The organism is Acidobacteriota bacterium, from assembly GCA_016715115.1.
Lineage (GTDB): Bacteria > Acidobacteriota > Blastocatellia > Pyrinomonadales > Pyrinomonadaceae > JAFDVJ01.
This window is the reverse complement of the sequence record JADKBM010000004.1, coordinates 623,428-644,435: the sequence shown is the minus strand read 5'-3', so window position 1 is coordinate 644,435 and position 21,008 is coordinate 623,428. Positions and strand designations below refer to the sequence as shown.

Genomic DNA, 21,008 nt, shown 5'->3' with positions numbered 1-21,008 from the left:
CGGCTTGGAATCCCTGGAATTGCTCGGGAATCTTCGAATGACTTGGAATCCCTGGAATTGTTCCGGAATCTTCGAATGACTTGGAATCCCTGGAATTGCTCTGGAATCTTCGAATGACTTGGAATTTCCCTTGAATCGTCTACAATTAGAGCTTATGTTTATTGACCGCGCGAAGATCAGAGTAAAGGCCGGAGACGGCGGGAACGGAGTGACGGCGTTTCGCCGCGAAAAATTCGTTCCGCGTGGCGGCCCTTCGGGCGGCGACGGCGGAAAGGGCGGCGACGTCTGGCTTGAAGCCGACGAGGGACTCAACACGCTGCTTCATCTGCGCTACAACCCCGAACACAAGGCCGAGCGCGGACGCCACGGCGAAGGTTCGAACCGCCACGGAAAGGACGGCGGCGACGCGTGCGTCAGGGTTCCCGTCGGAACCCAGATCTTCGACGTCGAATCGGGTGATCTGATCTATGATTTTACAGAGGCCGGTCAACGTTTTCGCGCGGCCAAGGGCGGCAAGGGCGGTTGGGGGAACTCGCATTTCGCGACGCCGACGCGCCGCGCGCCGAAGTTTCACTATACCGGCCGGCCCGGCGATGAAAAGGAACTGCAGCTTGAATTGAAATTGATCGCCGACGTCGGACTTGTCGGATTTCCGAATGCCGGAAAATCGACTTTGATTTCGGTGATCTCCGCCGCGAAGCCGAAGATCGCGGATTATCCGTTCACGACGCTCGAACCGAACCTCGGCGTTGTCGATCTCGGTGATTTCAAGACGTTCGTCGTTGCCGACATTCCCGGATTGATCGAAGGCGCGTCAGAGGGCGCGGGGCTCGGCGACCGTTTCTTGCGCCACGTCGAACGGACGAAACTGATCCTCCATCTGGTCGATGTTTCGTCGATCTCGGGACGCGATCCGGTCTCGGATTACGAGATTCTCAACCGCGAACTTGCGAACTACAACGCTGATCTAGCGGCCCGCCCGCAGATCGTCGTGGCGACGAAACTCGACGCCCTCGATGAACCTGAACGCCTCGAAAACCTGCGGAAGAAGGCCGCCGAAGACGGCAAAGCGTTTCTGGAGATCTCGGCCGTCGCCGGAAAGGGCACGAAAGACCTTGTCGCCGTCGTCGCCCGGCGGCTTGAGGAGATCAAGCGCAACGAGATTGAATTGACCGAGCAGCACGATGATCAAGGATTTGTTTGAATTGAGAATGAACGACGGCTCGCGGCATTTCGCCGATTTACCGGAAGCGGTGTTCTTCGATGAGTTCGCGGATCACGCCGAAAAGCTCGAAGGCGTCGAGATCACTGAATTTATCACCGACGGAGTAGTCGAGATGTGGCTCGACTTCGACTATCGCGGACACCGGTTCTCGGTCAACAATCAATTCGGCGACTATTGGTTCTTCGTACGCGACCCGAAATGTCCGGACGAGATCCTGCTTGAAGTCTGCGCGCATTTTCGCGCCTTGCTGGAGAATGACAACGTTGATCAGTAACACTTCGGAGCGTCGCGTCGCCTTTTTCGGCGGCTCGTTCGATCCGCCGCACAACGGCCACCTCGCGATCGCGCACGCTCTGCTCACAGAATTCGAACTCGACGAATTCGTCTACGTTCCGGCGTTCCATGCGCCGCACAAACGCGACAAAAAGCCGACGTCGGCGTTCCACCGGTTCGCGATGCTCGCGCTTGCGACAAAGGATGAGCCGAGAATCACGGTCTCAAAGATGGAACTCGATCTGCCGGAGCGCCCGTACTCGGTGGAAACGTTGACCCGCCTCAAGTCCGAATTGACGGATACGCGCATCTTTTTCGTGATCGGGGCGGACTCGTGGGCCGATATCACGACCTGGCGCGAATGGGAGACGGTTCTGACGATCGTCGACATCATCGTCGTCACGCGCCCCGACTACGAGATCGGCGTCGGACACGTCACCGACACGATCAGAAACCGCATTGTCGATCTTCGCGGCAACGCGGATCGGGCCTCGCAAACAACCGATCCCCAAACTCAGATCTATTTCAACGGTTCGGTTCAAATCGACATTTCGGCAACGGAGATACGTCAAATGGTGCGCGACGGCAAGTCCGAATGGCGTGCAGGCGTTCCGATCGAGGTTGCAAATTACATCGAAAAGTACGAACTTTATAAGTAATGGAAGAATTAAAGGAAAAAACACTGCACCACGAAACGGTCACGGTCGAGATCGCGCAGACGCCGACGCCGTTTTCGGAGCTTGACGAAGAGGTCAAGCTGGCGCTTCATTGCGCCGCAGAGAAAAAAGCGTTCGATATGATCGCGCTCGATCTGCGCGAGGTAGTCAGCTTCACGGAGTTTTTCATAATTGCCACCGGCGCCAATCAGCGTCAGGTTCAGGCGATCATCGACGAGATCGACGAGCAGCTTCGAAAACAACTCAACCGGCGCCCAGTTCGCACGGAAGGCTATTCGGGAGCCGAGTGGGTCCTGATGGATTACGGCGATTTCATCGTTCATATTTTCGAGAAGAACGCCCGTGATTTTTACGATCTCGAACGCTTGTGGCGCGACGCGCGGCAAGTTGAGATCCCGAAAGATCTATAACCAGCGGCGTGCGATGAGTTTTCGCAATTCCTCAAGCAAGAGCAGCACGACGCCGAATGTCCCGATCATCATCCAATGTTCGAGCGTTGGCGGAGACATCTGAAAGATCCTCTGCAACGGCGGGGTGTAGATCAGTGCGAGCATCAAGCCGATTTCCGCCGCAATGCACCACAAGAGCAGGCGGTTGCTGAAGAATCCAAGACTGAAGATCGACTGCCGTTCGCTTCGCCAGGCGAAGGAGCTGCCGATCTGCGCCATCACGATGCCGGCGAACGTGACCGTCGTCGCCGTCACGTAAACGGTCCCGCTCGAAACGAACTCGCCGCCGGGACGCCAACCCGCAAGAAATTGCGCGAAAAAGTAACCCGCAAGTGCGAGCGCCGCTTCGATCGATCCGAGCCAGAGGTACGCGCGGATCAGTATCCCGGAATTAAGCAGTGCCTCGCTCTGTTTGCGCGGCGGACGTTCCATCACCTCCTGTCCCGGTTGCTCCGCGCCGAGCGCGAGAGCCGGCAGAAGGTCGGTTCCGACATCGACCGCGAGCACCTGCATTATCGTCAGTGGCAACGGAACTCCGAACATAACAAAGACTACGAACGGAATCATCTCGGCCGCGTTGCTGACGAAAACGTAGCCGATGAATTTCCGGATGTTGTCATATACGGCGCGGCCTTCGCTGATGGCATCGACAATGCTCGCGAAATTGTCGTCGGTCAGCACCATATCGGACGCCTCGCGCGCGACATCGGTGCCGGTCGCCCCCATCGCGATCCCGATGTTGGCCTTTCGCAGCGCCGGCGCATCATTGACGCCGTCGCCGGTAACCGCGACGACCTCTCCGAGTTTCTGGCAGGTTTGGACCAGCTTGAGTTTATGTTCCGGCGAGACCCGCGCGAAGAGGACGTCGGATTGCGTCAGCAGTTTGGTCAGCGTGACGTCGTCGATCCGATCGATCTGCTCGCCGGTGATGATTGTCGGCGTATCGCCGTTGAGACCGATCTCGCGCCCGATCGCGGCCGCCGTCAGCCCGTCGTCGCCGGTTATCATCGCGACCCGGACTCCGGCCTTGCGGCAAAGAGCGATGGCGGCGGCGACTTCCGGTCGCGGCGGGTCTTCCATCGCGATGAGTCCCAGAAAGGTCAGATTCCGTTCGACGTCGGATCCTCGCCATTCGCCGTCGTACCTTGGTTCATCGGAGTTCAACTCACGCCGCGCGACCGCCAGTACGCGCCGGCCCTTCTGCGCGAGAGAATCGTGAGCCGCCTGGATGGCTTCCTGGAGATCTGACGTGAGCTCCACTTCCTCGCCGCCCCAACTGATCTTGGTACAGAATCGGAGCATTTCGTTGAGCGCGCCTTTAACGCACGCGATGGTCGCGCCGTCAATCGACTGGATCGTGGACATACGCTTGCGCACCGAATCGAACGGGAGTTCGGCGATCCGTTCGAATACCTTCAAACGATCTTCGGTCAAGCCGAATTTGGCGGCCGCGACGAGAATCGCCGCCTCGGTCGGGTCACCGATCACGGTCCACTTTCGACTTCCGGGGGGCGGTGGAACGAGATGGGCGTCGCAGCACAGCGCGCCGGTTCGAAGCACCTCGAACGTTGGCCCGGAAGCTTGCGATTCCTTGGTGTTTGTTTCAACGTTTGTCAGTTTGCCGTCGGCCCATAATTCGCGAACCGTCATTTCGTTCTCGGTTAGGGTTCCCGTCTTGTCGGTCAGAATAATGGTCGTCGCGCCGAGGGTTTCGACCGCCGAAAGGCGCTTCACCAAAGCCCTCCGCCGCGCCATTCGCCGCACGCCGATCGCGAGTGAAAGAGTCAGCGTCGGCAAGAGTCCTTCGGGGACGTTGGCGACGATGATCCCGATCGCGAAAATGAACGCGACCGGTAGGGAAAGTCCGCCGAACATTACGCCGAGTACGAAGAAGGCGGCGCCGAGACCGACCGCGAGAACCGTGACGAAACGCATTACCCGCTGCAGTTCCTTCTCGAGCGGGCTCAGTCCTTTCGTTTGCTCTTGGGTCAGTTGCGCGATACGCCCGAATTCCGTCGCGGCGCCGATCGAGAAGACAACGGCTTCACCACGGCCGCTCGAAACGGACGTTCCGGCAAAAACCAGATTCGGGAAGACCGAGAGCGGTTGATCGTGCTTTCCGTGCGCGATGGTAGTGCGCGGAATCGGCTTCGACTCGCCGGTCAGCGACGAGAGGTTAAGCCTTAATTTTTCTGCCTTGATCAATCGCGCGTCGGCGGGGATCGTCTCACCTTCAGAAAGGACCAGAATATCGCCGCGGACTACATTTTCGGCCGGAATGATCTTGTGATCTCCGTCGCGCCGCACGGTGACTTGGTGCGGAAGAAGTGCCTGCAGCGCTTCGGCGGCTCGTTCTGCCCGATACTCTTGCCAGAAACTGAAGACGCCGTTGACGACAATGACGATGATGATCGCCCAAGAGAGTTCCGGGAGTCCGGCGAACCAAGCCAACGCTGCCCCGAACCAGAGCATCAGCGCGAAGAAATGGGTGAAATCTCGCGCCAGGTCAAAATACCAGGCGCGCTTCGCGCCCTTCGGAAGAAGGTTGGCCCCGAACAATGCGAAACGGCGTTCGGCTTCTTTCTCATCAAGTCCGTCACGCCCGGACTCGAGCAATGACAGAGCCTCATCTTCCGACAAGAACGCGAATCCGTCGATTTGTTTGCCTGTATCGGAGGCTGACGCCGCCTGAAACTCCTGATAACTCATTCGATCGCCCGAAAGCTCAATGCCGCAAATGATCTTTGCAATCAGCGTGCCTTTATTGCAAATCAACTAAGTTGCAGTACGGCAACGGTTTACGAGCGCAGAGGAATGCCTCGAGGTTTCGGAAAAGGGGAATCCTCACATCTGACTGAATCGCTTTTCGCGGTCCGTCGGATTAACTCGCATCATCCGCTTGCGTGCGGAAAATCAACTGTGTTTGAATTGGATGCCGGCAAATCATATCCTCGATCTTTCGCACGCTATGAAGTTCCGAATAATATGGGTCGGAAAAACCAAGGAAAGTAGTTGGCGGGCGCTGCAGGAAAAGTATCTTGCTCGCCTGTCGCATTTCGTGCGAACCGAGATCGTCGAAATCAAGGACAGCGGCAAAGTGACCGAAGGCAAACTAATTCTCGAGAAACTGAATCAAAGCCATTTCGTCTGCATTTTGGACGTGTTGGGACGCTCGGTAACTTCCCCGGACCTCGCGAAAGAAATTGAAAAATGGCAAAACCGCGGTCTTCAGGAAGTGTGTTTTGTGATCGGCGGAGCCGAAGGATTGGCATCGTCGGTTGTCGAAAGGGCTGATTATAGTTTATCCTTGTCGTTTCTGACGTTTACGCACGAGATGGCACGCGTCGTAATGTTGGAACAACTTTACCGGGCATTTACAATCATAAAGGGTTTTCCGTATCAAAAATGACAGAAATTAATCTCGATGAAATCAAGGAACGGCTGATCGCCGAGCGCGATAGTTTGATAAACAAGCTGAAGGAGAACGATCTTTCGGTTGACGATGCCGAAACGCCGGATCCGGTTGATCTGGCCGTCCGAAACTATTCAAAGAACGTGATGCTGGCGGTTTCGGAGAACGAAAGCCGACAGTTGACCCTGATCAACGAAGCGTTGACGAGACTCGATGACGACGAATACGGAACGTGTCAGAATTGCGACAAGGAGATCAGTCCTAAGCGTCTGGACGCCATTCCCTGGGCGCGATATTGTCTGAGCTGTCAGGAGCTGGTTGAGAAGGGGTTGCTCGAAGAAGAATAGAGCCGTTTCAAGAAACTGTCCGGGCTTGGACTCACCTCATCTATGCTGCACCGGATCTATGACGCACTCCTCGCCGTCGCGTTTCCGCAGGCGTGTAGCGTTTGCGGGAATATCAACGAAAATTATGCTGACGGCGTCGCGTGCGACGCGTGCTGGCGGAAGACCAGGGTTTTTTCGGGCAACGTAACCGTTTGCGGAAAATGCTCGCAATTCCTGCGCCCGGAATCGCCTACCGGAGAAGCATTCTGTCATCGATGCGCCGACCATTCATACGATGCCGCGATGGCGATCGGTTTGTACGAAAAGGCACTCGCATCGTCCGTTCTGTCGCTGAAGTCCGAACCGTTTGTCGCGCGGCGTCTGTGCGAAATGTTGTGCGCGGCTTTTGACCGTACGCCGTTCTATGATTCTGACCTTGTCGTTCCCATTCCTCTTTCAAGAAAACGCCGCATCGAACGCGGCTTCAATCAGGCCGAAATTCTGGCCGACATTATCGTAAAACACACCGGCATCCGACTCGATGTTGCGAGCCTTGCACGTGTACGCCACACGCCGATGCATCGCGCGGCAATGGATTCACGGGCGCGGGAACTGACCGTCGAAAGGGCCTTTGCCGTAACACGTCCGAAACTGATTGAAGGACGGGCGATCCTGCTCATCGATGATGTGTTCACGTCCGGCGCAACCGTTTCGACGTGCGCAAAAGCCCTGAAACAAAACGGCGCGCGAAAGGTCAATGTTCTGACTATCGCGCGCGCGATTTGATAAAAGTAGAATTTAAGGAAGGATGAATCATCCGAATTCATCCTTCATCCAGCGGTTTACGGAGCGTCGTATGTCGGGGCCGGTGCGTCGCCGCTAAGGCCGAATTGCTGGATCCCAACCGCGCCGTTTGATGTCGCCTGTGTGTACCAGACTCCGGTGGACGGTCGGAAGACGGCGATGTCGTCCAGTCCGTCGCCATCGTAGTCGCCGACGGCCGGAACGTCGTTGTTGACCCCGAACTGATTGATCTGGACCGCACCGTCGGAGCTTCGCAGACGATACCAGACGCCGGTGCTCGGACGGAACAGGGCATAGTCGAGTTTGCCGTCACCATCGAAATCGCCTACCGACGGGACATCTCCCGAGGATCCGAAATTGAGCTGGACGAATGCTCCGGTCGATGAACCCAAGCGATACCAGACGCCGTTGTTCGGACGGAAAACCGCTCGATCGTATTTTCCGTCACCGTCATAATCGCCGGCAACGGGAATATCGCCCGTAAGTCCGAACTGCTGAACGTCGACGGACGCATTCGACGAGCGCTGGACGTACCAAACTCCGGTCGATGGGCGAAAAACGGCGAGATCGGCCCGGCCGTCGCCATCAAAGTCTCCCTGTGCAGGGGTGTCGCCGTTCAATCCGAACTGCGTGATCCCAACGGTGTTGTTGCTGCTTCGGAAGTGGTACCAAACACCGTTAGAAGGTCTGAAAACGCCGATGTCGGTGATATTGTCGCCGTCCCAGTCTTCCGGGGTCGGGATATCGCCGTTGAGACCGAATTGTTGGATCCGAAGCGAACTGTTCGAGCTGTTGATGATGTACCAAACACCGGTCGACGGCCGAAAGATCGAGATGTCCGTCTTGAAGTCGCCGTCAAAGTCGGCGGACGCCTTTGCGCGGACGATCTTTTCGACGGTGCCGGTCGCGTTCGTCGTGCTTCCGATGCCGACCGCATAAAGTTCGCCGTCATCGTCTTCGCCGAACGACGCGACGAGGCGCGGCGTGTCGAGCTGCATCACGTGCTGGGCGCCGTTCCAGGTGAAGATCTCGCCCGTGCAATAATCGCTGTTGAGATACGTGCCGTCAGGAAAGGTCCGTAGTCCGCCGCGATATACATAACCGCCGGTCACGGAACATCGAGTCGCGGTTTGCGAATACTGAAACACAGGCATCGTAAAGTTCCCCGGGGTGCAGAGACCCGGATCGTTGTTCGTGCATTGCGTGCCTTCGTAAACGCGCCAGCCGTAATTTCCGCCGCGGTTTATAATGTCGACTTCCTCGATCGCATCCTGCCCGACGTCGCCGGCCCAAAGCTGGTTGGTCCCGCCGCGGTCGAACGACCAACGCCACGGATTTCTGACGCCGATCGCGTAGATCTCGTCCGCGCCGTTGATTCCGACATACGGATTGTCCGCCGGATTGGTGTAGGCCGGAACCGGCGGAACGGCGGCCGTGCTCGGCGTGATGCGCAGGAACTTCCCGAGCAGCTCATTGATGTTCTGCGCGCGTGCGCCCGGATCGTTCGCCGAACCGCCGTCACCCATACCGATGTAGAGATTTCCGTCCGGACCGAATTCAATCATCCCGCCGTTATGATTCGAGAAAGGCTGCGGGATATTCAGAAGTATCACTTCGCTGTTCGGATCGCCAAGCGTATTGTTGTTGGTCGCAGTGTAACGGGCGACGATCGTCGCACCGTCTGAAGCGCGTGTGTAGTTGACGAAAAAGTAGCTGTTCGACGCGAACTGCGGGTGAAAAGCCAGTCCGAGCAAACCGCGTTCGCTGCCGGTCGAGCTAACCTTCGCCGCGATGTTCATAAAGTCCGTCGCGACGTTCGAACCGGGCTGGACGACGCGGATGATTCCGCGCTGCTGGACGACAAAAAGACGCTTCGTTCCGTCTTTCGCGGTGCGGAGCAAAACAGGCTGAGCCAATCCCGAGAGAAATGGCTGAAGCCTGATTGTGAACGGCGCCGGAACGCCCTGCGCAAAAACGACCGCCGCCATCGAGGCGATGACGATCAGAAAAACAACTCCGACTTTTACTCTTTTCATAAAAATTGCTCCGCAAAATCTAACGGCGCGGCGTCTTGCCTTTGCCGAGTTTCTTCAAATCATCCGCAGCGAGCTCGAAAGTCCGGGTTCGCGAGCATCGCTCGACCACCAACCCGTCGTTTCCATTCGTCGCATAAATCAGGTAACGGTCGCCGATCCCGAACCACGATTGAAATCGCATCGTCTCGTATACCGAGACGGTCAATCGCTTCGTTCCCGGACCCTTCCAATACTTTTCAACCGAAAACTCGATCAAACGCGCATCACCGACGACCTTTTCGGATGCAACCTTGCCGACAAAAACCGAATTCGCCGACGCGTACGATCCGCGAAAGGTCGTTGCCGCGCATCTCGCGGCATCAACTGTTCGAAACATAAACAAGACCGCGAACACAACCGCTACGGCCGCAATGGGTTTGATCTTCATTAACAGAATGCAGTTCTTCGGTCGGGGAAACAAAATAACGTAAATGGAATTGTAACGATTCGCAGACCTCGAACGCAAGGAAATAATGAAGTGAGAAATGAGAACTGAGAAGTGAGAAGTGTGAAATGAGAAATGAGAACTGGGAAGTGAGAAATGAGAACTGAGAAGTGAGAACTGCCCACTGCTCACTGCTTACTGCTTACTGCTTACTGCTTACTGCTCACTGCCCACTGCCCACTGCCCACTTCTCCGTTCTCACATCTCAGTTCTCACATCTCAGTTCTCACATCTCAGTTCTCACTTCCCAGTTCTCATTTCTCACATTTCCCTGCCTAAAGTTCAAGTGTCTTGAGGAACTTCCGGAAATCGTCACCGAGATCAGTGCGCTTTAGAGCGAATTGAACCGTGGCAATCAGAAATCCAAGTTTGTCGCCCGCATCGTGTCGCGTGCCTTCGAGCTTGACCGCGTAGAAAGGTTTGCCTTCGCGCAGCATCAGGCGCATCGCGTCGGTGATCTGGATCTCGCCGCCGGCGCCTTTCTCGGTTCGTTCGATGGCATCGAAAACGTCCGGAGTCAGAATGTAGCGGCCGATGATCGCCAGATCCGACGGCGCGTCCTCAAACTTCGGCTTTTCGACCATATCGTTGATCTTGAAGATGTTTGGCGCGACTTCTTCGGCGTCGATCACACCGAATCGCGAGATCGCTTCACCCGGGACCTGCATCGTCGCGATGACCGGGGCGTTGTATTTTTCAAACACGTCCATCATCTGCTTGAGGGCCGGTTTTTCGGCATCGATGACGTCATCGGCGAGAAGGACCGCAAACGGCTCGTTCTCGGAGAAGTCTCTTGCCTGATAGATCGCGTGGCCGAGTCCGAGCGCTTGCCGCTGACGCGTGTAACTGATCCGGCAGATCTCGGAAATCGCGCGGACCTCCGCGAAGAACTCGGTCTTTCCCTTTTCCTGTAGAAGGCTTTCGAGTTCGTAGGAAATATCGAAATGATTCTCGATCGAGCCTTTCTCGCGACCGGTAACGATCAGCACGGACTCGATGCCCGACGCGACGGCTTCTTCGATCGCATACTGAATCAGAGGCTTATCCACCAACGGAAGCATTTCCTTTGGCGATGCTTTTGTTGCCGGCAAAAACCTCGTTCCCAGCCCGGCCGCCGGGAAAACCGCTTTTCTTACTTTGTTTGTCATATCAGCTTGTCGAACCCTTGCCTTCTGCCACAGGCGACGTTTTGCGTGCGAAGGCGAAAAGGAAAAGTTTAGGTGAAAACCGGTTGCTAAACAAATCGACCCGTGTCGGAAGCGGCGTCAATTAACAATTCACTACTAACCATTTACAATCAAAAAATAATGTTAGACCTTAATTTTGTCAGAGATAACTTGGAGACGGTCCGGAAGGCGCTTGAGAATCGCAATTTCCCAACCGCGCTTTTGGATGATTTCGCCGTTATGGACGCAGACCGTCGGCACGTGATCGGCGAGAGCGACCAGATCAACGCGCGACGCAATACTGCAAGCAAGGAGATCGGCGCGTTGATGCAGGCCGGAAAACGGGCCGAAGCCGATGCGAAAAAAGCCGAGGTCGCGGGACTGAAAGATCGTCAGACCGAATTGGACGAACAGCGCAAGAAGTTTGAAGCCGAAATGGAAGACCTGTTGTCGAACCTTCCGAATATCCAGTCGGACGATGTTCCGGTCGGGCCGGACGAGTCGGCAAACGTCGAGGTCCGCCGGTGGGGAACTCCGCGCGACTTTGATTTCGAGGTCAAAGATCACGTGGATCTGGGCGAAGCGCTCGGCATTCTCGATCTCGAGCGTGCGGTGAAGATCACGGGTTCGCGTTTCGCGATCCTCAACGGCGCCGGCGCGCGGCTCGAACGGGCGTTGGTCAACTTTATGCTCGACGTTCACACGCGCGAGCACGGCTATACCGAGACGCTGCCGCCGTTTATGGTCAATGAAAATTCGCTCTTCGGAACCGGGCAATTACCGAAATTCGAGGCGGACCTCTTCAAGTTGACCGACGAGCGCAAGTTCTACTTGATCCCGACGGCGGAAGTTCCGGTGACGAATTATCACGCGGACGAGATTCTCGACGCGAAAGATCTGCCGAAGTGTTTCACCGCATACACGCCGTGTTTTCGCTCCGAAGCCGGAAGTTACGGCCGCGACACGCGCGGATTGATTCGTCAGCATCAATTCGAAAAGGTGGAACTCGTCAAGATCACATTGCCCGAAACTTCGGATGAAGAGCACGAGAAACTGACGGCAAACGCGGAAACGATCCTGCAATTGCTGGGGTTGCCGCATCGGACCGTTGTGCTCTCGACGGGCGATATGGGTTTCGGATCGCGCAAAACGTACGATATCGAGGTCTGGATGCCGTCGCAGAATACGTACCGAGAGATCTCCAGCTGCTCGAACTGCGGGGATTTTCAGGCACGGCGTATGAGTTTGCGTTTTCGTCGCGCGGGCGGCGCGAAGCCCGAGTTCGCTCACACGCTCAACGGTTCCGGACTCGCCGTCGGCCGCACCTGGGTGGCGATCCTTGAAAACTATCAGCAAGCGGACGGAACGATCCTGATTCCCGAAGTTCTGCGACCCTTTATGAACGGGATGGAGAGAATCGACTTTCCGATCTAGTATTTCGTAAATGGTATGTAGTTCCGGAGCAACGATTTTTGTCGTTGCTTCTTTTTGGTTCAAGAGACGTGACCCGATTCGTCATTCGATCGCGTTGTAAAGAACAGCAGGGCTTTTCCGGCTCTAATTTATCAACGAGGAGAAGATATGGGTAGATTATTTGAAGGAAGATCTGGACGCGGCTCGGAGAATTCCGTTCGGGGCACCGCACTTATTGTTTTCATATTGTTCTTCGGCTTTCTTCTGATTGGGGGGCTGAACTCGATCGTCTCGGCCGATAATTCATCACAGGACGGCGCGCCGTTCGGTCGAATCGCGGTTACGCCGACGCCGCCGGCCGGAAACAGCAACAATCAAGTCGACGAATCCGATGAAGAAGAAGGAGACGACGAAGTTTGGCGGCTCGAAAATGACGAAGACGAAGCCGGCGGACGTTTTGTCAGAGGGCCTGAGGAAATACGATTCACGAATCTGCAACTGCAAACGAAGTTCAAGCACGCCAAGGATTTTGGCATTACGAAAAACTACTCAAAGGCCGCACTTGCAGAGTGGAAGCTGATTTTGCTCGACCACCTCAATGCCGATGCGACGGTTCGATACGAGAACGTTAATTACAGAAAAGTCGCGCATACCGTGTATTTCAACCCGGAGGCCAATCTTTTCATTATGGTTGACGGGCAAAATATATTCGTTTCGGCCTGGAAGCTTGCGGGCAAGGAACTCGAGAATTTCTTGAACGGGAAGTTTGTGCGATAGTACGATAGTTTCATTCGCTTTTGTGAACTGAAATATGCTTACAATGTAATTACGTTGACAAATCGCACAATTGTAATTACATTGTAGCTATGAAAGCGAACATCGTCGCCATCGGAAACTCGCAAGGCATCCGGATCCCCAAGATCCTGCTCGATCAATCCGGTCTTTCGGGCGAAGTCGATCTCGAAGTCTGCGATCAGGGAATCATGATCAGGAAATCGACGCGTCCCCGTGAGAATTGGGACGAGGCTTTCCAACAAATGGCGCAGAACAACGACGACGATATGCTGATCGAAGGCAGTTCACCCAAAACGCTGCGGGAGAACTGGCGATGGTAAAGCGTTTCGATGTCTATTTACTTAATATGGACGACACACCCGATGCGAAGGACACACGTCCGTGCGTCGTTGTTTCCCCAAACGAAATAAATGCGCACCTCGAATCGGTGATCATAGCGCCCGTTTCAAGCGTGACGCGAAAGTATCCGACGCGCGTGCCGTTCGATTTTCTCGGAAACGAAAGAACGATCGTTCTCGACCAAATCCAAACGGTCGAAAAATCGCGACTGACAAAGAAGATCGGCGTAGTCGGGCGCGAGGTGGAGGATTCGATCGTCGGAACGTTGCTCGAGATCTTCGCTCACTGAGTTTTCGGCCTTGCTGTCATAACATCAAATGGCGATTCTAAATTTTGAATTCAAAGCGCGCGCGGCAGATATCGACGCACTCGAACAACGTCTGCTTTATTTCAACCCTCGATTCGGCGGTGAAGATCGCCAGATCGACACCTATTTCAATGTCGCGAGGGGCCGGCTCAAACTGCGTGAAGGAAACATTGAAAATGCCCTGATCCATTACGAACGTGCCGACAAAACCGGCGCGAAACAATCGTCAATCCTGCTTTACGAACATCAGCCCAACGCCGATCTGAAAGAGATGTTGAAAAGGAGCCTCGGCGTCAAGGTCGTCGTCGATAAGCGTCGCCGCATCTATTTCATCGAAAACGTCAAATTTCATTTCGACCGGCTCGACGGATTAGGGACATTCGTCGAAGTCGAGGCGATCGACCGCGACGGATCGATCGGGATCGAAACGCTCGAACGTCAATGCCGCAAATATGCGGAGCTGTTTGAGATCAAACATTCGGATTATGTTTCCGAATCATACAGCGACCTGATTCTGACATCCAAACTCAATGACTGAACACGCAATAGCAGACCCCAAACTCGCTGCGGCCGGCCGCGCGCGGCTCGAATGGGTCCGTGAACGGATGCCGATCCTGCGCGAGCTAAAAGCGCGGCTCAAACGCGATCAACCGTTCGCCGGTTTGAGGCTCGGCATCTGTCTGCACGTCGAGGCGAAGACCGGGATCTGGATCGAAACACTCGTCGCCGGCGGCGCCGAGATCGCGATCACCGGTAGCCCCGGAACGACGCAGGACGAAGTCGCCGCGACGCTCGCCGTCGATCTCGGTGTCCGCGTCTTCGCCCGCCGCGATGAATCCTTCGATGACCACCTGTCATATTGCGCCGATGTTCTCGCCTCAAAACCCGATCTGATCGCCGATAACGGTGCCGATCTGCACTTTCTGTTGCACCGCGATTCGCGATTCTCGCCGTCGCAGATCATCGGCGCGACCGAAGAGACCACCTCCGGAGGATTTCGTCTCCGCGGGGAACTTCACAAACAGTCGTTCCCGACGATCGTCATCAACGATTCGCAGTCGAAGAGAATCATCGAAAACCGGTACGGCGTCGGACTATCGGTTGTCGACGGGATTATGCGCTGCACGAATGTTTTGATCGGCGGAATGCGGATCGCGGTGATCGGCTACGGATATTGCGGACGCGGCGTCGCGATATGCCTCCGCAATCTCGGCGCTCACGTCACGGTCGTCGAGCTCGACCCGCTAACCCAACTCGACGCGCATCTTGAAGGCTTCCATATCGCCGCTCTTGATGAAGCAATATCTGCGAACGATATGATAATCACCGTTACCGGGCGCAACGGAATCTTGACGACGGACCATTTTGCGCAAATGAAAAACGGAGCGATCCTTGTCAACGCGGGCCATTTCGAGTTCGAAATGGACGTACAGGGATTGCGGGCCGCAGCGGCCGGAAGCGAAGAGATCCGGAGCAACATCGAAAGGTTTGAATTCGCCGACGGCCGGAAACTTTTCCTGCTGGCGCGTGGTCGGCCGGTGAATCTTGCCGGAGCCGACGGCAATCCGATCGAGGTTATGGACCTTGGACTCGCGCTCCAAACACTGAGTCTTGAACATCTCGTTCGAAACGCCGGATCGATGTCGCGAACGCCGCAGAACGTTCCCGCCGAAGTCGAACGTGTCGTTTCGCAGATGGCCCTCGCGGCTTGGACGCGTTGACTTAAACGTTATGAGATTCAAAATATTGTTCGCCCTGTTCGTGCTCTCGACGCTTTCTGCGGCGGCGCAGACGAACCTGTCGATTCGGGTCGTGCCGACGAAAGCGGACGAGAATCCTTACGTTTACGTGCCGTTCGATGTGCCCGCGAGAACAAGATCGATCTCGGTTTCGGTGAGCTACGACAAATCGCTGAATCGCCTCGATTTTGGTCTGTTCGATCAACGGTTTTCGGGATCAAACTCGGACAAACGCGGCTTTCGCGGTTGGAGCGGTGCGATTCGTGACCGATTCTTCCTCGCGCTTGACGAAGCCTCGAACGGATATCAGGCGGGTCCGATCCGCGCCGGAAAATGGCGTCTGGTCGTCGGTCGGGCCCGCGTTGCGCCCGAGGGCGTCGAGTTGAAGATCGGAATTGTCTTCAACTCGATCGATCGTGAATCCAAACGACGCCTGGAGTTCGAGCGTTCGAAGACATTCACCGAAGACGGCAATCGGCCGATCTTTCCGCTGACCCGAGAAAACGGGAACACCTGGTTTCGCGGCGACCTGCACGCGCATACGTTTCACGGAGACGGTAGTTGGAGCGTCAAAGGTGCGCTCGGGTCGGCGCGCGCGAATGGACTCGATTTCGTCGCACTGACCGAACACAACACGTTTTCGCACCACGCGGAGATCGACGCCCTGCGCGATGATTTTCCCGAATTGCTCATCATCCGCGGGGAGGAAGTCACAACGTACGGCGGACATATCAACGTTTGGGGACTGCCTTCGGGCCGGTGGGTCGACTTCAGACTCATTCCGGGGATGCCCGCAAGCGGCTTTTCGATCCTCAATGAAACGCGCAGATTCGGCGGGCTCGCCTCCGTCAACCATCCGACGATGGTATGCGGCGGATGCAGTTGGACGTACGACAAGGATTGGGAGACGCTCGATTCGGTCGAGATCTGGAACGCGACGTGGGATGCGGACGATGAGGCCGCGCTGAAGATCTGGGATTCCTTGCTGCAGAACGGACGAATGATCACCGCGGTCGGATCGAGCGATTCGCATCAACCGCCGTACGAGGCTAGTCCGTATCCGACTAATCTCCGTCTCGGCGATCCGTCGATTTTTGTCGCCGCGCGAAAGCTCACACAGGCGGCGATCTTCGAAGCGATCCGTTCGGGCCGCGTTTTTATCGCCGAAAACCCGAGGCACAGGATAATGTTCACGGCCGGCGACCGTTCGGTCGGCGAAACTGCGCCGGTGGAGCGAACCGAGATCGAGATCGAGATCGACGGATTTCCGGCCGACGCACGCGCGTTGGTTGTTTCAGGCGGAATAGTCATCCGTGACCAATCCGTCAGCGAACGGCAGAAGCTCTCATTTGAATTCAAACCGGAAATGGCGACATACGCGCGACTTGAAATACGGGCGCGCGACGGCAAAATGTTGGCTATGACAAATCCGATCTACTTTCGTTGAGGACCTATGAAAGAAATATTTTCGTACGATGTAATGCCATATCCGAGCAAGTTCTTCTTGCAGATGCATCCCGATCGCCTGGCCGCGCACGCCGCATTCTTTGGAGTCAGCGCGCCGGCGGTCGAGACTTGCCGCGTCCTGGAGCTCGGCTGCGGCAACGGCAGCAATCTGATCTCACACGCCTTTCACTTGCCGGACGCGAAGTTTGTTGGCGTCGATCTCGCGCAGAATCACATCGACGACGCGAACCGCGGCGCGGCCGAACTCGGACTCGCGAACACGGATTTCCGCCAAATGGATGTTGCGGAAATGACCGTCGGGGAGTTCGGGAGATTCGATTACATCATTGCGCACGGCCTTTTTTCGTGGGTGCCCGAGTTCGTCCGCGACCGGGTTCTTGAGGTTTGCCGGGAAATGCTCGCTGAAAACGGCGTCGGATATATCAGCTACAACGCTCTTCCCGGCGCGCATTACCGGCAAATGGTTCAGGAGATGCTTCGGTTCCATACCCGAAAGATCGCCGAGCCGCTCGAGAAGGTCGGCAAGGCGATCTCGTTCCTGTCTTTTTTGAGCGAGAACACGACCGACCGCGACATCTATCGTCCGATTCTCAGCAGCGAGCTAAAACGCCATTTCGAACACGATGCAGCCGACATTTTTCACGACGATCTTTCCGACCTGAATCGCGCCTATTACTTTCACGAGTTCGCGGAAATGTTGCAAAAGCACGACCTTCAATATCTCGCCGAGGCCGAACTTCACGCGATGGGAACCGGCAGCCTGCCGCCTGACGCGCGCGGATTCGTCGAATCGATCGACGACCCGATCGAACGGGAGCAGTATCTGGATTTCTTCCGCGGCCGAATTTTCCGCCAGACGCTTTTTTGCCGGGCCGGGATCAAACTCGAACGCGATCCGCAACCTTCTAGAATTCGCGAATTCAAGGTGGCCTCGTCAATCCGTGCGGCCTCTCCGAACCCGGAACTCGCGTCGGCGAAAATCGAGAAGTTCGTCGGCTCAAAGGGCCTCGGAATCGAGATCGATCACCCGTTGACGAAGGGGGCCTTGGTCGAACTCGGCCGGATCTGGGGACGCGCGATCGATTTCACGGAACTATTGGAATGTGCGCGCGACGAGATCGTCAGGCGGGGCTTCGCGGCAGACGATTGGGATGAACAGTTCGCGATCGCGGAGTCGATCTTTATGCAGCTTTGCCAGAGCACCGCGCTGATCGAACTTCACCTTTTTCAACCGGCCGCGTCGCAGGAAGTGCCCGACCGTCCGGTCACGAACTCGCTCGCGCGCTGGCAGCTGCCGCAAGCCAACAACGTCCTCACGATGCTCAACCTGGACGTCAAGGTCGAAGACGCGGTTTCGCGCCGGCTCCTTGAATTACTCGACGGCAAACGTTCAAAAGCGGAACTCAAGACGGATCTCAGAGCGTTCGTCGAAGCGTCGGACGATCTCGAAGACAAGGCCGAGCTGTTGAAGAATCTTCCGGAATGGATCGACGAGAGCCTCTTCCAACTGGCAAAGCTCGGAATGTTTGAGTGAACCGGTCGAGATTGTGAGCCGGAGATTCTCTTTCCCCCGAAAACACGCCAAAAACGCGAAAAATGGCTGTTTGATGGAATCGGGAAGCGATTCGCTTTCCGATTCTCAATTTATCCTTCGTGAAAGAGCGCCCGCCGCCGCAATCGCGAATCAAATCCGAAACTCATTTTGATTGTTACACGCCTTCCTACTAATCTGAATTTGTGGAATTTCAACCTGTAACTCCAAAAGACGCGGCTGCGGTGATTTTGGTTCGCGGCGACCAGGTGCTCTGGGCGCGGCGCAATCCGAATCTTAAGTTCCTCGGCGGTTTTCACGCCTTTCCGGGCGGCAAGACCGATCCCGAAGACCGGGCAATCAACGTCGAGAACTGCGACGACGCGGAAATGTCCGCGATGCTCGCCTGCGCGGTGCGCGAGGTGTTTGAGGAGGTCGGCGTGTTGCTCGTCCGCGGCGGAGAAAAGCTGACCAAGGGGCAGCGTTTTTCGCTCCACGACGATCTCATTTCGGGGCGAAGCAAGTTCGGCGAGATCCTCGCGGACTGGGGCCTGTGGATCGATGCCGCCGATTTTATCTACACGGGATTCTGGACGACGCCGCAATTTTCGCCGGTTCGATTCAAGACGCGATTCTTTATCGCGCAATGTCCGCCGAAACAGACTCCGTATGCGGCGATCAGCGAACTCGAAAACATCGAATTCATTGCGGCAGTCGCGGCGCTGAAACAATGGGAACGGTCGGAAGTTCTGATCTCGCCGCCGGTTCTCATCTCACTCAAGGCACTCGCTGGGAATGGAGAAACGCAAAGCGAAAAGCAAGATTCGGAGGATCGCATCGAAGACGGCAATCCAAGATTCTCCACGACTTTGCGTATCCGCGGCGAAGAACTCCTTGAAAAATCCAGCGCCTGCGGCGGGAACATCGAGTTCATCGAATTGAATCCCCGGCTCGTCTGCATCCCTTTGCGAACGAAAACCCTGCCGCCGGCGACGCATACGAATTGCTTCGTTGTCGGAAAACGCGAGTTCGTCGTCATCGACGCGGCTTCGCCGTACGAAGAAGAACAGTCGAAACTGCTCGAACTGATCGGGAAGTACATCGAATCGGGCTGCATCTGCCGGTCGATCATCGTCTCGCACCTCCACAACGATCACTTCGGCGGCGAAATGGCGTTGCAGAAGCATCTTGCAACGAAGTTCGGAATGAGAGTTCCGATCGCCGGACAAGCATTGACGATCGAGAGTCTAAAAGGCAAGGTCGAGTTTCAGCAATCCCTTCAAGACGGCGAGGCGGTCGAACTAGTCGATGCGAACGGGGTTTCATTCAAACTCGAAATCCTCCACACGCCCGGTCACGCGCGCGGGCATCTCGCCTTCTACGATCGCGAAATGCGATTTCTGCTTTCGAGCGACAATGTCGTCGGCACCGGAACGGTCGTCATCGCTCCGCCCGAAGGACATATGAACGACTATCTGAGGTCGCTTCGGCGAATGCGCGAACTTCCCGGATTGCGCTTTCTCGCCGGATCGCACGGCGCGGCCATTTTTGACGCCAAAGGCAAGATCGATCAGTACATTTCACACCGCGCTCATCGTGAGAAGCAAATACTAAACGCTCTCGGAAACGGAGCCGAGTCCGCCGAAGACATTGCAAAGATTATTTATCCCGAGATCGATCCGGCTCTTTTCCGGCTCGCCGCGGCTTCCGTCTCGGCACATCTCGCGAAGATCGACGAAGACAAGCAAAACGCCTGAATTCCGCATTGAGAGAGGTTTGCCCGCCAAACAAAAAAACACGAACGGTCTTATTTTCAGGCCTGCCTTTGCGCACGAAGATTCAGGTGCAGCACCAATCGAAACGGCATTGAACGGATCACTTGAAACTCGCCGACACCGGCGAGTTCTGCCAGATCGGTCAATTCCGCTGGTTTGAAACTCCGCAGGATCGAAAGCGCCCCGTCCTCGCGAACGAGCCGGCTGATACGGAACGCAGCGCAGAAAACCTTGTAGGCGGCGAACGCCAGCGGATGGCGGTGCAGATCGATGATGAACACGCCGCGACGCGCGACGCGCGACATTTCCCTGATAACCGAGATGATCGCCGGATTCGTCAGATGATGTGTGAATAGCGACGAGATCGCGTAATCGAACGAATCATCCGCGAACGGCAGCGAAAAAGCATCGGCCCGAACCGCCGAGATTTCCCCGAAATCCGCTGATTCTTCCGCGATCGACCGCGCCGACCGCGCGTTAAGTTCGAGCCCGGTCAGCCTCGCGGTTCGCCCCGAATCGTTGGCGAAATTCGCGATCGTTCGCAACAGTTCGCCCGATCCGGCGCCGACATCGAGGATACTGAACTCATCCAGTCTCAAACGCTTGATTTCCCTCAACAACGTTCGTCGAAGCGCACGGGTATCGCCGGCGAATCGGTTCACGAGCCCAATTTCCTCGAGAAAACGATCATATTCGGCCGGCGTGTAGTCGCCGGTGTCAATGCGTTCGAGTTTCAAGCTTCGCGTTTTGAACATTGAAACTGAATCTTAGCGTGATTCGCCGGCGCATA

At 56.0% G+C, this 21,008-nt stretch carries 21 protein-coding genes; 16 read left to right on the top strand and 5 right to left on the bottom strand.

The genetic code is table 11. From position 1 onward, the window contains the following. Window positions 1-154: 154 nt before the first annotated feature. Genes obgE through rsfS form a run of 4 tightly spaced genes read left to right on the top strand, consistent with a single transcriptional unit; the run spans window position 155 to window position 2,585 of the window. Window positions 155-1,204 carry a GTPase ObgE gene (obgE, locus tag IPN69_05090; protein ID MBK8810091.1) on the top strand — a complete coding sequence of 350 codons (1,050 nt, stop codon included), beginning with the start codon at window positions 155-157 and terminating at the stop codon, window positions 1,202-1,204. After that, window positions 1,185-1,499 carry a hypothetical protein gene (locus IPN69_05085; protein ID MBK8810090.1) on the top strand — a complete coding sequence of 105 codons (315 nt, stop codon included), beginning with the start codon at window positions 1,185-1,187 and terminating at the stop codon, window positions 1,497-1,499. The genes obgE and IPN69_05085 overlap by 20 nt, the downstream gene beginning before the upstream one ends. Then, window positions 1,489-2,157 (top strand): nicotinate (nicotinamide) nucleotide adenylyltransferase, encoded by a 669-nt coding sequence (nadD, locus tag IPN69_05080; protein ID MBK8810089.1) that lies wholly within the window; start codon window positions 1,489-1,491, stop codon window positions 2,155-2,157. The genes IPN69_05085 and nadD overlap by 11 nt, the downstream gene beginning before the upstream one ends. Then, on the top strand, window positions 2,157-2,585 hold the full coding sequence (rsfS, locus tag IPN69_05075; protein MBK8810088.1) for a ribosome silencing factor: 429 nt from the start codon (window positions 2,157-2,159) through the stop codon (window positions 2,583-2,585). Before nadD ends, rsfS begins: the two co-directional genes overlap by 1 nt. Here rsfS and IPN69_05070 read toward each other — a convergent pair. Further along, on the bottom strand, window positions 2,580-5,399 hold the full coding sequence (locus IPN69_05070; GenBank protein MBK8810087.1) for a cation-transporting P-type ATPase: 2,820 nt from the start codon (window positions 5,397-5,399) through the stop codon (window positions 2,580-2,582). The two genes, rsfS and IPN69_05070, sit on opposite strands and share 6 nt — an antisense overlap. A 193-nt stretch (window positions 5,400-5,592) precedes the next feature. Here IPN69_05070 and IPN69_05065 point away from each other — a divergent pair, with 193 nt between their 5' ends. The 3 genes from IPN69_05065 to IPN69_05055 are packed head-to-tail and all read left to right on the top strand — an operon-like array spanning window position 5,593 to window position 7,148. Beyond that, on the top strand, window positions 5,593-6,033 hold the full coding sequence (locus IPN69_05065) for a 23S rRNA (pseudouridine(1915)-N(3))-methyltransferase RlmH (GenBank protein ID MBK8810086.1): 441 nt from the start codon (window positions 5,593-5,595) through the stop codon (window positions 6,031-6,033). Further along, complete coding sequence (locus tag IPN69_05060) at window positions 6,030-6,383, top strand: TraR/DksA family transcriptional regulator (protein MBK8810085.1); 354 nt, start codon at window positions 6,030-6,032, stop codon at window positions 6,381-6,383. The genes IPN69_05065 and IPN69_05060 overlap by 4 nt, the downstream gene beginning before the upstream one ends. Before the next feature lie 42 nt (window positions 6,384-6,425). Further along, on the top strand, window positions 6,426-7,148 hold the full coding sequence (locus tag IPN69_05055) for a ComF family protein (protein ID MBK8810084.1): 723 nt from the start codon (window positions 6,426-6,428) through the stop codon (window positions 7,146-7,148). A 56-nt stretch (window positions 7,149-7,204) separates the two neighbouring features. Here IPN69_05055 and IPN69_05050 read toward each other — a convergent pair whose 3' ends face one another. From IPN69_05050 to galU, 3 genes are all read right to left on the bottom strand, one after another. After that, on the bottom strand, window positions 7,205-9,202 hold the full coding sequence (locus IPN69_05050; GenBank protein ID MBK8810083.1) for a PQQ-dependent sugar dehydrogenase: 1,998 nt from the start codon (window positions 9,200-9,202) through the stop codon (window positions 7,205-7,207). Window positions 9,203-9,221: 19 nt separating this feature from the next. After that, window positions 9,222-9,629 (bottom strand): hypothetical protein, encoded by a 408-nt coding sequence (locus IPN69_05045; protein ID MBK8810082.1) that lies wholly within the window; start codon window positions 9,627-9,629, stop codon window positions 9,222-9,224. 332 nt (window positions 9,630-9,961) lie between these two features. Further along, window positions 9,962-10,834, bottom strand: coding sequence for a UTP--glucose-1-phosphate uridylyltransferase GalU (gene galU, locus IPN69_05040; protein ID MBK8810081.1), 873 nt, complete (start codon window positions 10,832-10,834; stop codon window positions 9,962-9,964). A gap of 159 nt (window positions 10,835-10,993) precedes the next feature. Between galU and serS the strand changes: the two genes are divergently transcribed. The 9 genes from serS (at window position 10,994) to IPN69_04995 (ending at window position 20,200) form a co-directional block, all read left to right on the top strand. After that, window positions 10,994-12,286 (top strand): serine--tRNA ligase, encoded by a 1,293-nt coding sequence (serS, locus tag IPN69_05035; protein MBK8810080.1) that lies wholly within the window; start codon window positions 10,994-10,996, stop codon window positions 12,284-12,286. A gap of 147 nt (window positions 12,287-12,433) precedes the next feature. Then, window positions 12,434-13,042: a hypothetical protein gene (locus IPN69_05030; protein MBK8810079.1), complete on the top strand. Its 609-nt coding sequence runs from the start codon at window positions 12,434-12,436 to the stop codon at window positions 13,040-13,042. Window positions 13,043-13,131: 89 nt separating this feature from the next. Continuing rightward, window positions 13,132-13,380, top strand: a complete 249-nt coding sequence (locus IPN69_05025) for an AbrB/MazE/SpoVT family DNA-binding domain-containing protein (protein ID MBK8810078.1) — start codon at window positions 13,132-13,134, stop codon at window positions 13,378-13,380. Then, window positions 13,368-13,688: a type II toxin-antitoxin system PemK/MazF family toxin gene (locus IPN69_05020; protein ID MBK8810077.1), complete on the top strand. Its 321-nt coding sequence runs from the start codon at window positions 13,368-13,370 to the stop codon at window positions 13,686-13,688. Before IPN69_05025 ends, IPN69_05020 begins: the two co-directional genes overlap by 13 nt. A 28-nt stretch (window positions 13,689-13,716) precedes the next feature. Further along, entirely contained in the window at window positions 13,717-14,244 is a 528-nt protein-coding gene (locus tag IPN69_05015; GenBank protein ID MBK8810076.1) for a class IV adenylate cyclase, read from the top strand. Next, window positions 14,237-15,427, top strand: a complete 1,191-nt coding sequence (locus IPN69_05010) for an adenosylhomocysteinase (protein ID MBK8810075.1) — start codon at window positions 14,237-14,239, stop codon at window positions 15,425-15,427. Before IPN69_05015 ends, IPN69_05010 begins: the two co-directional genes overlap by 8 nt. Window positions 15,428-15,437: 10 nt before the next feature. Continuing rightward, the gene (locus IPN69_05005; protein ID MBK8810074.1) at window positions 15,438-16,892 is read left to right on the top strand and encodes a PHP domain-containing protein; all 1,455 of its coding nucleotides are present in this window, start codon (window positions 15,438-15,440) and stop codon (window positions 16,890-16,892) included. A gap of 6 nt (window positions 16,893-16,898) precedes the next feature. Continuing rightward, on the top strand, window positions 16,899-18,446 hold the full coding sequence (locus tag IPN69_05000) for a class I SAM-dependent methyltransferase (GenBank protein MBK8810073.1): 1,548 nt from the start codon (window positions 16,899-16,901) through the stop codon (window positions 18,444-18,446). A gap of 203 nt (window positions 18,447-18,649) precedes the next feature. Next, window positions 18,650-20,200 carry an MBL fold metallo-hydrolase gene (locus tag IPN69_04995; protein MBK8810072.1) on the top strand — a complete coding sequence of 517 codons (1,551 nt, stop codon included), beginning with the start codon at window positions 18,650-18,652 and terminating at the stop codon, window positions 20,198-20,200. Window positions 20,201-20,256: 56 nt separating this feature from the next. Here the strand turns inward: IPN69_04995 and IPN69_04990 are convergent, their stop codons facing one another. Continuing rightward, complete coding sequence (locus IPN69_04990) at window positions 20,257-20,973, bottom strand: methyltransferase domain-containing protein (protein ID MBK8810071.1); 717 nt, start codon at window positions 20,971-20,973, stop codon at window positions 20,257-20,259. Between the last annotated feature and the right edge of the window lie 35 nt (window positions 20,974-21,008).

Bases quoted from the DNA above. Each gene is read 5' to 3' on its own strand.
- obgE (MBK8810091.1), top strand. From the start codon at position 155: ATGTTTATTGACCGCGCGAAGATCAGAGTAAAGGCCGGAGACGGCGGG.
- IPN69_05085 (MBK8810090.1), top strand. From the start codon at position 1,185: ATGATCAAGGATTTGTTTGAATTGAGAATGAACGACGGCTCGCGGCAT.
- rsfS (MBK8810088.1), top strand. From the start codon at position 2,157: ATGGAAGAATTAAAGGAAAAAACACTGCACCACGAAACGGTCACGGTC.
- IPN69_05065 (MBK8810086.1), top strand. From the start codon at position 5,593: ATGAAGTTCCGAATAATATGGGTCGGAAAAACCAAGGAAAGTAGTTGG.
- IPN69_05060 (MBK8810085.1), top strand. From the start codon at position 6,030: ATGACAGAAATTAATCTCGATGAAATCAAGGAACGGCTGATCGCCGAG.
- IPN69_05055 (MBK8810084.1), top strand. From the start codon at position 6,426: ATGCTGCACCGGATCTATGACGCACTCCTCGCCGTCGCGTTTCCGCAG.
- IPN69_05050 (MBK8810083.1), bottom strand. From the start codon at position 9,202: ATGAAAAGAGTAAAAGTCGGAGTTGTTTTTCTGATCGTCATCGCCTCG.
- IPN69_05045 (MBK8810082.1), bottom strand. From the start codon at position 9,629: ATGAAGATCAAACCCATTGCGGCCGTAGCGGTTGTGTTCGCGGTCTTG.
- galU (MBK8810081.1), bottom strand. From the start codon at position 10,834: ATGACAAACAAAGTAAGAAAAGCGGTTTTCCCGGCGGCCGGGCTGGGA.
- serS (MBK8810080.1), top strand. From the start codon at position 10,994: ATGTTAGACCTTAATTTTGTCAGAGATAACTTGGAGACGGTCCGGAAG.
- IPN69_05030 (MBK8810079.1), top strand. From the start codon at position 12,434: ATGGGTAGATTATTTGAAGGAAGATCTGGACGCGGCTCGGAGAATTCC.
- IPN69_05025 (MBK8810078.1), top strand. From the start codon at position 13,132: ATGAAAGCGAACATCGTCGCCATCGGAAACTCGCAAGGCATCCGGATC.
- IPN69_05015 (MBK8810076.1), top strand. From the start codon at position 13,717: ATGGCGATTCTAAATTTTGAATTCAAAGCGCGCGCGGCAGATATCGAC.
- IPN69_05010 (MBK8810075.1), top strand. From the start codon at position 14,237: ATGACTGAACACGCAATAGCAGACCCCAAACTCGCTGCGGCCGGCCGC.
- IPN69_05005 (MBK8810074.1), top strand. From the start codon at position 15,438: ATGAGATTCAAAATATTGTTCGCCCTGTTCGTGCTCTCGACGCTTTCT.
- IPN69_05000 (MBK8810073.1), top strand. From the start codon at position 16,899: ATGAAAGAAATATTTTCGTACGATGTAATGCCATATCCGAGCAAGTTC.
- IPN69_04990 (MBK8810071.1), bottom strand. From the start codon at position 20,973: ATGTTCAAAACGCGAAGCTTGAAACTCGAACGCATTGACACCGGCGAC.